This window comes from Dolichospermum sp. UHCC 0406 (assembly GCF_009712025.1).
GTDB classification, from domain to species: Bacteria; Cyanobacteriota; Cyanobacteriia; order Cyanobacteriales; family Nostocaceae; genus Dolichospermum; species Dolichospermum lemmermannii.
On the sequence record NZ_VILA01000001.1, the window covers coordinates 152,887 to 164,959 of the forward strand.

The 12,073-nt window shown below is 36.3% G+C and carries 20 protein-coding genes; 16 read left to right on the top strand and 4 right to left on the bottom strand.

Annotated elements, in window-relative coordinates; translation table 11 throughout:
• Positions 1-88 precede the first annotated feature (88 nt).
• Positions 89-490: a type II toxin-antitoxin system HigA family antitoxin gene (locus FJR09_RS00680; protein WP_015080145.1), complete on the bottom strand. Its 402-nt coding sequence runs from the start codon at positions 488-490 to the stop codon at positions 89-91.
• Positions 491-612: 122 nt separating this feature from the next.
• Complete coding sequence (locus FJR09_RS00685; protein ID WP_015080146.1) at positions 613-900, bottom strand: type II toxin-antitoxin system HigB family toxin; 288 nt, start codon at positions 898-900, stop codon at positions 613-615.
• 649 nt (positions 901-1,549) lie between these two features.
• Between FJR09_RS00685 and FJR09_RS00690 the strand changes: the two genes are divergently transcribed.
• The 8 genes from FJR09_RS00690 (at position 1,550) to rpsN (ending at position 5,777) form a co-directional block, all read left to right on the top strand.
• A complete protein-coding gene (locus tag FJR09_RS00690) occupies positions 1,550-1,777 on the top strand; it encodes an antitoxin (RefSeq protein ID WP_168653747.1) in 228 nt (75 codons plus the stop codon).
• 652 nt (positions 1,778-2,429) lie between these two features.
• Positions 2,430-2,666, top strand: coding sequence for a type II toxin-antitoxin system Phd/YefM family antitoxin (locus FJR09_RS00695; RefSeq protein ID WP_015080148.1), 237 nt, complete (start codon positions 2,430-2,432; stop codon positions 2,664-2,666).
• The gene (locus FJR09_RS00700) at positions 2,663-2,926 is read left to right on the top strand and encodes a Txe/YoeB family addiction module toxin (protein WP_015080149.1); all 264 of its coding nucleotides are present in this window, start codon (positions 2,663-2,665) and stop codon (positions 2,924-2,926) included. The genes FJR09_RS00695 and FJR09_RS00700 overlap by 4 nt, the downstream gene beginning before the upstream one ends.
• Positions 2,919-3,071, top strand: a complete 153-nt coding sequence (locus FJR09_RS00705; protein WP_015080150.1) for a hypothetical protein — start codon at positions 2,919-2,921, stop codon at positions 3,069-3,071. The genes FJR09_RS00700 and FJR09_RS00705 overlap by 8 nt, the downstream gene beginning before the upstream one ends.
• Positions 3,059-3,196, top strand: coding sequence for a hypothetical protein (locus FJR09_RS00710; protein WP_174782923.1), 138 nt, complete (start codon positions 3,059-3,061; stop codon positions 3,194-3,196). The genes FJR09_RS00705 and FJR09_RS00710 overlap by 13 nt, the downstream gene beginning before the upstream one ends.
• 79 nt (positions 3,197-3,275) lie before the next feature.
• A complete protein-coding gene (rseP, locus tag FJR09_RS00715) occupies positions 3,276-4,370 on the top strand; it encodes an RIP metalloprotease RseP (protein ID WP_168651015.1) in 1,095 nt (364 codons plus the stop codon).
• A 314-nt stretch (positions 4,371-4,684) separates the two neighbouring features.
• Positions 4,685-5,359, top strand: a complete 675-nt coding sequence (gene nth, locus FJR09_RS00720) for an endonuclease III (RefSeq protein WP_174782917.1) — start codon at positions 4,685-4,687, stop codon at positions 5,357-5,359.
• Positions 5,360-5,474: 115 nt separating this feature from the next.
• Positions 5,475-5,777 carry a 30S ribosomal protein S14 gene (gene rpsN, locus FJR09_RS00725; RefSeq protein ID WP_015080153.1) on the top strand — a complete coding sequence of 101 codons (303 nt, stop codon included), beginning with the start codon at positions 5,475-5,477 and terminating at the stop codon, positions 5,775-5,777.
• Positions 5,778-5,967: 190 nt separating this feature from the next.
• Here the strand turns inward: rpsN and FJR09_RS00730 are convergent, their stop codons facing one another.
• Complete coding sequence (locus FJR09_RS00730; protein ID WP_015080154.1) at positions 5,968-6,297, bottom strand: hypothetical protein; 330 nt, start codon at positions 6,295-6,297, stop codon at positions 5,968-5,970.
• Between the two features lie 58 nt (positions 6,298-6,355).
• Between FJR09_RS00730 and aat the strand changes: the two genes are divergently transcribed.
• Positions 6,356-6,931: a leucyl/phenylalanyl-tRNA--protein transferase gene (gene aat, locus FJR09_RS00735; protein WP_015080155.1), complete on the top strand. Its 576-nt coding sequence runs from the start codon at positions 6,356-6,358 to the stop codon at positions 6,929-6,931.
• A gap of 242 nt (positions 6,932-7,173) precedes the next feature.
• On the opposite strand, the gene FJR09_RS00740 is transcribed toward aat, so the two are convergent.
• A complete protein-coding gene (locus FJR09_RS00740; protein WP_015080157.1) occupies positions 7,174-7,836 on the bottom strand; it encodes a hypothetical protein in 663 nt (220 codons plus the stop codon).
• Between the two features lie 102 nt (positions 7,837-7,938).
• Between FJR09_RS00740 and def the strand changes: the two genes are divergently transcribed.
• From def to FJR09_RS00775, 7 genes are all read left to right on the top strand, one after another.
• Positions 7,939-8,502 carry a peptide deformylase gene (gene def, locus FJR09_RS00745; RefSeq protein ID WP_015080158.1) on the top strand — a complete coding sequence of 188 codons (564 nt, stop codon included), beginning with the start codon at positions 7,939-7,941 and terminating at the stop codon, positions 8,500-8,502.
• A 12-nt stretch (positions 8,503-8,514) separates the two neighbouring features.
• A complete protein-coding gene (locus FJR09_RS00750; RefSeq protein ID WP_015080159.1) occupies positions 8,515-8,718 on the top strand; it encodes a hypothetical protein in 204 nt (67 codons plus the stop codon).
• Positions 8,719-8,912: 194 nt separating this feature from the next.
• Entirely contained in the window at positions 8,913-9,128 is a 216-nt protein-coding gene (locus tag FJR09_RS00755) for a hypothetical protein (RefSeq protein WP_015080160.1), read from the top strand.
• 17 nt (positions 9,129-9,145) lie between these two features.
• Entirely contained in the window at positions 9,146-9,568 is a 423-nt protein-coding gene (locus FJR09_RS00760; protein ID WP_015080161.1) for a PIN domain-containing protein, read from the top strand.
• Between the two features lie 34 nt (positions 9,569-9,602).
• Positions 9,603-10,409 (top strand): PD-(D/E)XK nuclease family protein, encoded by an 807-nt coding sequence (locus FJR09_RS00765; RefSeq protein WP_015080162.1) that lies wholly within the window; start codon positions 9,603-9,605, stop codon positions 10,407-10,409.
• A 235-nt stretch (positions 10,410-10,644) separates the two neighbouring features.
• Positions 10,645-11,064 carry a BlaI/MecI/CopY family transcriptional regulator gene (locus FJR09_RS00770; RefSeq protein ID WP_015080163.1) on the top strand — a complete coding sequence of 140 codons (420 nt, stop codon included), beginning with the start codon at positions 10,645-10,647 and terminating at the stop codon, positions 11,062-11,064.
• Between the two features lie 4 nt (positions 11,065-11,068).
• Positions 11,069-11,902: a M56 family metallopeptidase gene (locus FJR09_RS00775; protein ID WP_041457982.1), complete on the top strand. Its 834-nt coding sequence runs from the start codon at positions 11,069-11,071 to the stop codon at positions 11,900-11,902.
• Positions 11,903-12,073 lie beyond the last annotated feature (171 nt).

Here is a 12,073-nt window from a genome sequence, read left to right on the forward strand (position 1 = left end):
AAATCCTGAGCATCCTGATTCAGACAATTTTTAGCTACAATTAAAGCATTAGAAGTGATTCAGAAAGCAAGCTATTATCCCCATTTGCTTACAGAAACAAAGTATATGATACATGAAAAAAATCTCCCAATGCTTTGGCTTGATTTTTGCTAATACTTCTTTTACCATTTATTACTTCTGAAGTAATACCTTTTGACCCAAAAATTTCGACGATATCCTTTTGTTTGAGTTGTCTTACTGACATTAACTCATGTAATATATCTAGGGGAGTTACAGCTTTCATTTGATAGACTTTATTTTCATATTGCTCAATTAGTGTTACCAGCAACTGCAAAACTTCAGCTTGTTCATCTGTCAAATTTTCCCCTAAATCCATAAATTTATCTACTTCATTTAGTAGACGCTTATGCTCTATTTCTGTGTCAATTATACGTGGCACAGTTTCAGAAAGTAGCTTAATGTATTCTTCCTTGTTTAGTGTAGTTGTCATATACAACCCCCTTTGGGGTAGAATGTTTTCACTAGGGACATAGTAAAGCCATATCCTAGATGTTTATGAGCTTCTGAGTAGTGTAATTAGACTATTAAGAAGCGAAATCCTCTAATTATTCGTTATTTTTTCCACTTATCTTCATTATATTCACTATGAGTTAATACATCCTCAATCTTAATGGTCTTGACTTTATAGGTAATTTTAGTAATTAACCGAAACTTATTTCCTCCTATATTAAAGACTGTGTACCCTTGTACAAAATCTGCGTGTGGATAAACTTCCCTTACATCTATAATGTGTTTCCATTCTTCCTTTTGAGCAGTTTGGAGCCAAACATTAAGACTAATTTCAGAATCTGGATGAATCTTACTAAATTCAGTTAGGTTTTCGATGCCAATTACTTTCATAATATATTATTAAGTTCGATTTTTTTAGTTTAAACATATCTACTTTACCTTGTGTCCTTATTCGTGTAACTCTATGTTCTCATAAAGAGAACCAAATGTCAAGCCTCTGTAAAGGAATTTTTGGAAATTCATTTCAAATTAGACGAAGTATTGAAATTAGCAGCACGTAAGCGTTGCGTTGCTGCAAGTATGATCGCTCATTTCGTAGGGTGCGTTAATGAAATGTAATGCACCGTTTTTTATTAATATTTAACTGTCTGATAGCGAAGCGTGGCGTTAGCCATATCAGGATATCCAGGATTAAAGGATTAACAGGATTGTATTTGAGTTTGATATTCTGGAATATTTGAATTAGCGCAATTTATGAGGATGTAGATGAATATTAAAAAAACATCCTGTACATCCTCAAATCCTGGACATCCTGATTCAGACAAAATGCAATTTCTGAAAATGTAGATGAATATTAAAAAAACATCCTGTACATCCTCAAATCCTGGACATCCTGATTCAGACAAAATGCAGTTTCTGAAAATGTAGATGAATATTAAAAAAACATCCTGTACATCCTCAAATCCTGTACATCCTGATTAAGCCAATTTTTAGCTACAATTAAAGCATAAGCAACTAACATGAATTAGAGGAAATAATCATGAATACAGCTAAACTTTGCAGTGACGGTACTCATCAAATGGTGATATTACCAACAGATTTTAAAATGACGGGTACAGAGGTTTATGTTAAAAAAATTGGTAATGCCATTATTCTTATTAGTACAGATAATCCTTGGCAAACTCTAATTGATAGTTTAGATCAATTCTCTGATGATTTTATGATGACTAGAGATCAACTTCCTATTGATAAAAGAGAGGAATTTTAAATGCAATATCTTCTCGATACCAACATCTGTATTTATCTGATTAAACAAAAGCCAGAAAAAGCAGGGGAAACGCATCTTATCAATAAGGACTATTTAATCTCAATAATGACCCAAAAATTTGCATTAACGTCTACTTATTGACAATAATTTAAACCATCACGATGACTCTGAAAAAATCCATCAAACGATAAATACCGATTCTTTCGTTTATACACAAAAATGGTATTTTGTCAATAAAATTTAGATGCGTTTCCCCTGCCAGAAAAAGTTATAGCTCGATTTCAAACCTTGTCAATTTCTGAAAATATAGATTAATTTTAATAAAACATCCTGTTAATCCTCAAATCCTGAGTATCCTGATTCAGACAAAAAGGATTAACAGAATACAGTATAGTAAATTTACCAAAGTAATCGCATTGGAATAATATGACCAAAACAATATACATAGAAACAAGTATTATTGGTTATTTAACAGCAAGACCTAGTAAAAATCTAATTATTCTGGAATATTTGAATTAGCACAATTTCTGAAAATGTAGATGAATATTAATAAAACATTCTGTACATCCTCAAATCCTGGACATCCTGATTCAGACAAAAAATTAAATTTCATGCTATTATTTATTATAATGTAATCTCAAAAAAAAAGATTATGATTTCAATTAATCAAGCAAAACAACAATTACAGGATTTAATTGATTCAGTCAATCAGTCTCATCAACCTATTGTTATTGCCGGAGACAATAGCAACGCAGTATTATTGTCTGAAGCAGACTGGAAATCTATCCAAGAAACTCTTTATCTTCTTTCTATTCCAGGAATACGGGAATCAATTAAAGAAGGATTAGCAACACCGATTGCAGAATGTGATGGGGAATTAGAGTGGTGAATTGGAATTTAGTTTATACTAAACAAGCTCAGAAAGATGCTAAAAAATTGGCTGCAAGTAATTTAAAAGATAAAGCACAAAGCTTACTTGATATTATTCAAATCAATCCGTTTCAAAATCCCCCACCTTATGAGAAATTAGTCGGAGATTTAGAACGTGCATATTCACGACGGATTAATATTCAACATCGGTTAGTCTATGAAGTAATTGAATCTGAAAATACGGCCAAAATTTTACGAATGTGGACTCATTATGAATAGTATGTTTTTTTATCTGATTCTCAAACATCAATTACCAGCCAAAAAACGCCGTACTCCTCCTAATACTATCATTGGTAAAGGTAAAACATTGGGTGATATTGTTAGTCCTATTGTTAACGCAGAAGAGTGGGAATGTCTCAAATAATAGTCCTTGTAAATTTGCCCCTAACTACAGAAATTCCCCATTTTTTAACTCAAAGTCTGGAAATTGGCGAAATTGCCATGATTCGCTGCTTTCGGGATTGGATTAGACAACAGATGAAAAATTGACATCAGCCGATTGAGTCCCTGCGCCCATTCCCAAACTACAATAAGAATATATTTCCGAATATTTTGATTAATTTGCTCTATGTCAGTTTTAGCAGCGATCGCAGTTTTGGCTATTTTGATCTTAGTACATGAGTCTGGACATTTCATAGCCGCCCGTTCTCAAGGTATTTACGCTAACCGTTTCTCCTTGGGTTTTGGTCCGATTCTTTTAAAGTACCAAGGATCAGAAACGGAATACACTATCCGCGCTTTCCCCTTGGGTGGCTTTGTCGGCTTTCCCGATGATGATCCAGATAGCGAAATTCCCCCCAATGACCCCAATTTGCTGCGTAACCGCCCAGTATTAGACCGTGCTATTGTCATTAGTGCCGGTGTAATTGCAAATTTAATCTTTGCGTATTTGATGTTGGCTTTGCAATTGGGTATCGTTGGTATACCCCAAGAATTTCAGTATCAACCCGGTGTCCTTGTCAAACCTGTCAATGAACAGTCTGTTGCTTACCAAGCGGGAATTCGGGAAGGAGATATTATTCTGGCTGTAAATGGCCAAGAAATTCCTCTAGGTAAAGACGCAACTACATTATTGACAAAGGAAATTCAAACCCATCCTAATCAGGAAATTGACTTAAAAATTCAACACGAAACCCAACAAACTAACCTAAAACTAACTCCTAAACAGGGTGCTGATGGTAAAGGTCTAGTGGGAATTGAATTAGGTCCCAATGGTAAAGCAATTTATCGCCGTCCCCAAGATATTGTGGAGATTATCAAAGTTGCAGCTAATCGTTTTCAACAGTTAGTTGTGGGGACATTCCAAGGTTTTGGGCAGTTAATTACTAATTTTGGGCAAACTGTGGGACAAGTTTCTGGACCCGTGAAAATTGTCCAAATTGGCGCACAATTAGCCGCTAGTGATAGCACAAATTTATTTTCTTTTGCGGCAATTATTAGTATTAACTTGGCAATTATTAATATTTTGCCTCTTCCCGCTTTAGATGGTGGACAATTAGCCTTTTTATTAATTGAAGGATTATTTGGTAAGCCTTTACCTAACAAAATTCAAGACGGTGTGATGCAAACTGGTTTGGTGTTACTGTTAGGATTAGGTATTTTCTTAATTGTGAAAGAAACAACTCAATTGGAATTTATCCAACAATTATTTCAGAAATTGTAAATCCAGTAATTGTAGGGGGTTTAGCAGTGTTCATTGGTGTCAACTTAACGCAAAATCTTCATCCCGCAAGGAACTCAAGTTCCTTGCTAATAGCGAAAGTCATCTAAAAGATGACTAAATACTAGGAAAATTTATTAGTCCGTTTTAACGGACTTGAGCTATGAGACAGGGAATTTATTCCCTGACGGGTGTGGAAGCCAAACAAATAAGCCACTTGTACTGAGCTTGTCGAAGTATCTGTAACCTAAGTTGACACCAATGAGCAGTGTTAAACCCCTACACCAAATAATAATCTTAAATTTAAAATCTCTGACGTGACTCGTAAATCATTAACTAAAAAACAACGGGCTTTAGAAATTCTTGCCCGTATTCAGTATCTTTATCCTGATGCAACTTGCTCTTTAGATTATGCAACTCCTGTACAATTATTAGTAGCAACTATTCTTTCCGCTCAATGTACAGATGAAAGAGTGAATAAAGTTACACCAGGATTATTTGGGCGATTTCCTGATGCGGAAAGTTTAGCAAATGCAGATTTAACAGAGTTAGAAGAATTGGTACGTTCGACGGGTTTTTATCGCAATAAAGCCAAGAATATTCAAGGTGCTTGTCGAATGATTGTCAGTGATTTCAATGCTGTTGTTCCCAACAAAATGGAAGAGTTATTAAAACTTCCAGGAGTAGCACGGAAAACTGCAAATGTAGTTTTAGCCCATGCTTATGGTATCAATGCTGGAGTGACAGTAGATACTCACGTCAAGCGGTTAAGTCAGCGTTTGGGGTTGACGAAAAATACCGAACCTGTGGGGATTGAAAAAGATTTAATGAAGTTATTACCCCAACCACATTGGGAGAATTGGTCAATTAGATTAATTTATCATGGTCGGGCTGTGTGTAAAGCCCGTTCTCCTGGTTGTAATCTTTGTGAATTGGCTGATTTGTGTGATATGAATTTGTCTCTCGCAGAGTCGCAGAGTCGCAGAGAGTAATATTGGGGAGTATTGGGTTGGGGTTAATTAACAGAAATTTATATTCTCATGTCCCTATAATTGTGAGTAAGGGTGTAGAATAGAGAATGCTGTCTTTCATTACATTAGGGAATTCATGGCGAAAAAGAGTATGATTGAGCGCGAGAAGAAACGCGCCAAAATGGTAGCTAAGTATGCTGACAAGCGGGAAGCACTACTAGAAGAGTTCAGAACAGCAGCATCTCCGTTGCTAAAGCTAGAAGTTCACCGCAAAATTCAACAATTACCCCGCAACAGTGCGCCTACTCGTAAGCACAACCGTTGCTGGTTAACTGGTCGTCCTAGAGGCTTTTACCGTGATTTCGGACTATCTCGGAACGTCCTCCGGGAATGGGCCCATGAAGGTTTGTTACCCGGTGTTGTTAAGTCTAGCTGGTAGTTAGTTGTCAGTGGTTAGTTGTCAGTGGTCAGTTGTTAGTTGCTAGTTGTCAGTTGTCAGTGGCTATTGGCTGTGAACCAACGACCAATGACCAATCACCAATGACCAATGACCAATGACCAATCACCAATCACCAATCACCAATCACCAATCACCAATCACCAATCACCAATCACCAATAACTAAGATATTATTGACCACAACAATGATCAATTCCCAGACTATCTAAGAGTAGATCGCTAACGGCGTTGGCGATCGCAAACTCCCCAAAAAAGCTTTTAGAAAAATCAAATGATTGCATCTCTGTAACAATAGCAATTACCAGAGAACCTAAATCATTTTCTCCTTCCATGCGTTGTCTCACAAAAATCTGTGATGCCCGCTGGGCTATATTTTGATTTATTGCTTCAGGAATAAACTCTTGATCAAGCCAATGCAACAAGTTTTGTTGTAACCATTCTCCTTCTTCTTGGGGATTTTCCGAAGGTGGTAAGGTAATGGGTGGAATTGCTTGAGTCATTTTTGTTTGTATATTTTATATAGAATTTGTTTGCTGTGGGTAATCCCAGAAGAAGACAATGGAATACGATGTTGCTGCTATTATTCGGGGTTATGCTCAAGGTTATTTTCTCATGTCTGATGAGAGTAATAACCTGGGATGGTATGGAAGTAACGAACGGACTCTAATTCCTTTAGATGAACGCTTTCGCTATCCTAAATCATTACAGCGTGTTCTTAATCAGGAACGATTCACAGTAGCCGTTAACCGGGACTTTTTGGGTGTGGTTGCTGGCTGTGCTAACCGCGATACAACTTGGATTTCTCCAGAATTAGAAAAGATTTATTGGTTACTTTACCAAACTGGTTACGCTTATAGTTTTGAAACTTGGCAAGGTGATGAATTAGCTGGGGGAATTTTAGGGATTGTCATTGGTGGTATTTTTATTGGTGAATCCATGTTTTTCAATATTTCTGAAGGTTCTAAAGTGGCAATGGTGAAATTGGTAGAAAGATTACGAGAAAGAAAATTTCTACTATTTGACGCGCAAATGATGAATCCTCATTTAGCCAGATTTGGTGCTTATCATGTTAGTAGTGAAGAATATGAAATTTTACTAAAACAAGCATTACCAAGTCCTTGTAAATTAATTTGATTGGTAATTGGTAATTGGTAATTGGTCATTGGTGATTGGTAATTGGTAATTGGTGATTGGTGATTGGTGATTGGTGATTGGTGATTGGTAATTGGTAATTGGTCATTGGTAATTGGTAAAGGCAGGGTTTGGGAAGTAGTGAGTTGTAAACCGTGACGGAGAAATTGGATAAAATCGGGTTGATTAATTAGTAAGCGGTTAAGAAATTGTTGAGTGAGAGAAATAAAACTCTTGCCTGTTTCCTAATTAACTTTTTCCAACACAACACAGCTAACAGAAATATCTTTGAACAACCATAATGCGTATTTTAGAGAATCGAACCACCTCAGAGGTTGGTAAATGGGTAACATAAGTCGAATGACCATTGCAAGTGTATATAATACAGGTGTAATGGTAGTTGATTGCACTAAATAACCTCCTGCGAGAATTTCTCCATTGACAATTTTGAAATCGGGAAATAGGCTACTCAATTCCTGGATATCAGGTCGGAACATGGTATCTATAGGATCGCGGTGGTAGGGATATTTATAAGGAACTGTAACGAAAATATAGCCAGATTTAGGGATAATAGAGCTAATTATTTGACATATTTCTTCTCTATTCGTTACGTGTTCCAATAAGTTAGAACACAATACAGATTGAATATTCATTTCTGAAAGTTTCTGTAAAAAATCAAGGTCGCATAAATCCCCCACTAGATCAACACCTGTATCGTTTTTCATGTCCGCATGAATTACTGAGTAGCCCTTTGTTCTAGCAGGTTTGAATAATAGTTCATCAATCCAAGGTTGTTCATGTTCTCTAAATTTTTGGTTTGAACTACCAATATTGAGTATAGGGAATACAGTGTTTGGGTCGAGAGAATAGATAATATTTGCCAACCACCTAGCTTCTTCTTTGAACATAATGATTTAATGCACCGTCATTGGACTATATCAACTAAGAACTAGACTACTAACGATAGAATTAGATTGGTAAGATTATTCACTATAAAGCCATCAAGAACCATGCCCTCTGATATTGCTGTCGAGAAGAAAAAGTTAAAAAATCCACCTTTGCAAATGCACTACTTAGGCGATCGCGTGTTGCGACAACCTGCAAAGCGTGTTACCAAAATAGATGACGAACTCCGCCAAATAGTGCGCGAAATGCTGCAAACTATGTATAGCTCAGATGGCATTGGTTTGGCTGCACCTCAAGTTGGTATCAATAAACAGCTGATCGTCATTGACTGCGAACCAGATAACCCAGATCATCCGCCATTAGTATTAATTAACCCGACGATTAAACAGGTTAGCAGTAAGCTCTCTGTGGCTCAGGAAGGGTGTTTAAGTATTCCCAACGTCTATCTAGATGTAAAACGTCCAGAAGTGGTAACAATCGCCTATAAAGACGAGTATGGCCGCCCCCAAACTTTAAAAGCCGATGATTTACTGGGTCGCTGTATTCTCCACGAACTTGATCACCTTAATGGCGTGGTATTTGTAGATCGTGTAGAAAATTCCTTGACTTTAACCGAGGAGTTATCGAAGAATGGCTTCTCGTATCAAGCAGTGAAACCAGTAGCATAGGGTGGTCTAGTAGTGTATTTAACTCCAAAAAGCGGTTTATTTTTAGGTGGTGCTTGTTTTACAGCGATTGCGGCTGTTGGTTCGGTGTTTGAATTGAGTTATGGAGAACCAAATTTTGGTTTCCAAACCACTGCCATTATCCTAGCTTTGAGCATTCCTCTCACCGTATTCTTTTTTATTGCCGCAGTGAAGGATGCACGAGCTAATATGAAATAAGCATCAGGTATATGAAAAAGGTAAGAGGATGAACGAGGAATGCACACTTCACCCTTTTACCTTTTATTTTTTACTAAGTAATGGAACACTATCAAGAAAAGTTACAGCAAATTGCTTGATTAGGTTAAAAATCGGCAAAAAACTACTCAACTACGCTATAATAAATGCTCTCTATACTTCAATAATAACTAATTATGAAAAAAATAGAAATAGAACTAGATCAAGAAACTTATGACAAAATACAACAATTAACTCAGACTAATCATTGTCAAATCTCAGACTTAATTAAAGCCATGATTGAGCAATTGACTCAACCAGAGATTCTCAACGATTCATTTATTGGCAAATGGTCAGATGATGCAGAATTAGTTGATCAACTGATTGAAGATATGTTAAAACATCGAACCTGAAAAATGCTAAATTAACAGTGAAAAATAAAACTTTAATTGATACAGATATTTTATCGGAAATTCGGAAAGGTAAAAATCCCCAAGTTATAGCTAAAGCTATTGCTTATAAAACTATTTTTAAAAATTATACAATATCTGTAATTACAGTCTCAGAAGTTATCAAAGGATGGAGAAAATTAAACCGCAATGATCGGATTCAGGAATTTTTAATAGATTTACCACAAATGGAAATCTTATCTTTAGAACAAAAAGGTGCTGAATTATCTGGATTAATTTATGCCGATTTAGAAAAAACTGGACAAACTATAGGATTAGCAGATGTATTAATTGCTGCAATTGCTATAGAAAATAATTTAATTTTAGTAACAGGAAATACTAAACACTATCAAAAGATTCAATTATTAGGTTATCCTTTACAATTAGATAATTGGAGATACTGATTTTGGGATAATTTAAATTCTGCCAAATAAAATTATGCTACCAACTTCTACCCAAATACTCCGACTTTCCCAAGGACATCTCAACTTACTCGCAGCTTGTCCGCGCAAATTCCAGCATAGCTATTTAGAACAACTGAATACTCCTTTAGATCCTAAACATGAAGAATATCAAATTTTAGGGAGTCGGTTTCACTTACTTATGCAGCAGCGAGAAATGGGTTTACCTATTAATAACTTACTACAAGCAGATCCTCAATTGCAAAATTGGATGACTGATTTTAGGAAAATTGCTCCAGAAATATTTATAACTAATATTGATAATCAAACTTTTCGAGAAAGTGAACATTATCGAACCTTGCAAATTGGAGATTATCTCCTCACAGTTATTTATGATTTATTAATTGCTGATCAAAATCAAGCCCAAATTCTCGACTGGAAAACCTATCCCCAACCACCAAAATCAGAAACATTAGCTCAAAATTGGCAAACAAGACTGTATATGTATGTCATGGCAGAAACTAGCAACTATTTATTAGAAAATATTTCCATGACTTACTGGTTTGTGCAATCAAAAGGGCAAACTAAAAAAATCAAATTTTTATATAATGAAAAAGAACATCAAAAAACAGCAGAGGAATTACATCAACTATTAAACAATCTTACAAAATGGATAAAAGATTATGAATATAATATATCCTTACCGCAAATTAAGGAATCTCAGAAAATCTGTGAATCTTGCCAATATGCAGTGAGGTGTCAACGTCAAAAAATCAAACAAGTGAATATAGATATTAATCAACAGTTTCCTAGTTTGGAAAATATTGCAGAAGTATCACTTTGAACTTTTAAAAATATGCATAACTTTGATGATACAGCAGATTTCGCTCTAATGAGGTACAAACTTGAATTATGAAACTCTTGTAGCAATCCAGGGAATAAATTCCCTGTCTGATAGCTAAAGTCGGTTAAAACCGACTATTTTTCTTATAACGAATTTTAATCTGTCTGCGCTTAGAGGGTGTTTGAAAAGAGAGATAAAAAATGTCAAAATAGAAATAATATCCAAAATTATCAACATGGCTCCATTACCCGATTATCGTCCCAAACAAATGTCCCTAGGTCCCCTAGAAGCAGAAATCCTCAGTATTATTTGGGAATTGAGTTCAGTAACAGTCAAAGATGTACATGATCGGATTCTGGCTGATCCTAACCGCGAATTGGCTTATACTTCTGTTACCACCGTTTTGCGTCGTCTCACGGAAAAAGGTTGGTTAGCTTGTGATAAGCACAGCAAAGCCTTTTATTGGCGGCCATTGCTCACTAAGCAACAAGCAGATATTATTAAAGCCCATGATCAATTACAGCGATTTTTAGCAGTAGGAAATCCTGATGTAATTGCGGCATTTGCTGATAGTTTAGATCAAGCTGCTAGTGACCAAATCGAAGCGATCGCTAAACGCATCCAAGCCGCACGGGAAGCCAGAGGAGAAAAATAGAATTATGCACCTACTCATGATTATCACTGCTGTAACCATTGCTTGCTGGTTACGATCCTCTGGCAGTATCCAGCCAAGAAATTGGCATTTAAGATGGCAAAAAACCTTGTTTTTATTCCTTTTTCCCCCCTTACTCATATTCATGACAGTCACTTCTATAGTCTGTATGGGTACGCAGGGAAAAATGGGCGGAATGTATACCGACTCTTTTAGCTATCTCCTCGCATTAATTTTTCTAGGATTTTTGAATACCGTAGGTATCAACCTCGCTTTTCAGGGCTGGAAAGCCATTAAATCTGCCCGTGAATGTCCCCAAATTACTCTAGATGGTAAATCAGCCCGACTTCTACAAACAGAAGCTTTATTTGCTGGACAAATGGGTTTTTGGCAACCTGAATTAGTTGTTAGTCAAGGACTACTACAAATTCTCTCTCCAGCCCATCTGGAAAGTGTTTTAGCCCACGAACAAGGGCATTATCAATATAGGGATACGTTTTGGTTCTTTTGGCTGGGCTGGGTGCGTTCTTGTACCGCCTGGTTGCCGAATACAGAGTCTTTATGGCAAGAATTGTTAATTTTACGAGAATTACGGGCTGATAGTTATGCTGCATCTCAAGTAGATCCTTTAGTATTAGCAGAATCCTTGCTGTTAGTCGTGAGGAATAATCTAATTACATCAGATATTTGTTGTGCTGCTTTGGGTGCAGGCGATCGCTTGGAACAAAGAATAGAGGCTTTATTAACACCATCTGAACCAGTATCAGAAACGCAATTACAATCTTGGCATATTTTTTTATTGGCGTTTCTACCCTTGATTACAGTAGTATTTCATACTTAAATGATTTCCTCTCTCCTGATGACGATACAAGGGGTTTAGCACTGCTCATTGGTGTCAATTTAAGACCCACCAGGGAATAAATTCCCTGTCTCATAGCTCAAGTCCGTTAAAACGGACTCATAAATTTTCCTAGTGTTTAGTCAAATTGGTAAGTATCCTCTAGCTCTATTG

Bases quoted from the DNA above. Each gene is read 5' to 3' on its own strand.
- FJR09_RS00770 (WP_015080163.1), top strand. From the start codon at position 10,645: ATGGCTCCATTACCCGATTATCGTCCCAAACAAATGTCCCTAGGTCCC.
- FJR09_RS00775 (WP_041457982.1), top strand. From the start codon at position 11,069: ATGCACCTACTCATGATTATCACTGCTGTAACCATTGCTTGCTGGTTA.
- def (WP_015080158.1), top strand. From the start codon at position 7,939: ATGCCCTCTGATATTGCTGTCGAGAAGAAAAAGTTAAAAAATCCACCT.
- FJR09_RS00685 (WP_015080146.1), bottom strand. From the start codon at position 900: ATGAAAGTAATTGGCATCGAAAACCTAACTGAATTTAGTAAGATTCAT.
- FJR09_RS00705 (WP_015080150.1), top strand. From the start codon at position 2,919: ATGAATAGTATGTTTTTTTATCTGATTCTCAAACATCAATTACCAGCC.
- FJR09_RS00755 (WP_015080160.1), top strand. From the start codon at position 8,913: ATGAAAAAAATAGAAATAGAACTAGATCAAGAAACTTATGACAAAATA.
- FJR09_RS00740 (WP_015080157.1), bottom strand. From the start codon at position 7,836: ATGTTCAAAGAAGAAGCTAGGTGGTTGGCAAATATTATCTATTCTCTC.
- FJR09_RS00710 (WP_174782923.1), top strand. From the start codon at position 3,059: ATGTCTCAAATAATAGTCCTTGTAAATTTGCCCCTAACTACAGAAATT.
- rseP (WP_168651015.1), top strand. From the start codon at position 3,276: ATGTCAGTTTTAGCAGCGATCGCAGTTTTGGCTATTTTGATCTTAGTA.
- FJR09_RS00695 (WP_015080148.1), top strand. From the start codon at position 2,430: ATGATTTCAATTAATCAAGCAAAACAACAATTACAGGATTTAATTGAT.
- aat (WP_015080155.1), top strand. From the start codon at position 6,356: ATGGAATACGATGTTGCTGCTATTATTCGGGGTTATGCTCAAGGTTAT.
- rpsN (WP_015080153.1), top strand. From the start codon at position 5,475: ATGGCGAAAAAGAGTATGATTGAGCGCGAGAAGAAACGCGCCAAAATG.
- FJR09_RS00730 (WP_015080154.1), bottom strand. From the start codon at position 6,297: ATGACTCAAGCAATTCCACCCATTACCTTACCACCTTCGGAAAATCCC.
- FJR09_RS00680 (WP_015080145.1), bottom strand. From the start codon at position 490: ATGACAACTACACTAAACAAGGAAGAATACATTAAGCTACTTTCTGAA.
- FJR09_RS00765 (WP_015080162.1), top strand. From the start codon at position 9,603: ATGCTACCAACTTCTACCCAAATACTCCGACTTTCCCAAGGACATCTC.
- FJR09_RS00690 (WP_168653747.1), top strand. From the start codon at position 1,550: ATGAATACAGCTAAACTTTGCAGTGACGGTACTCATCAAATGGTGATA.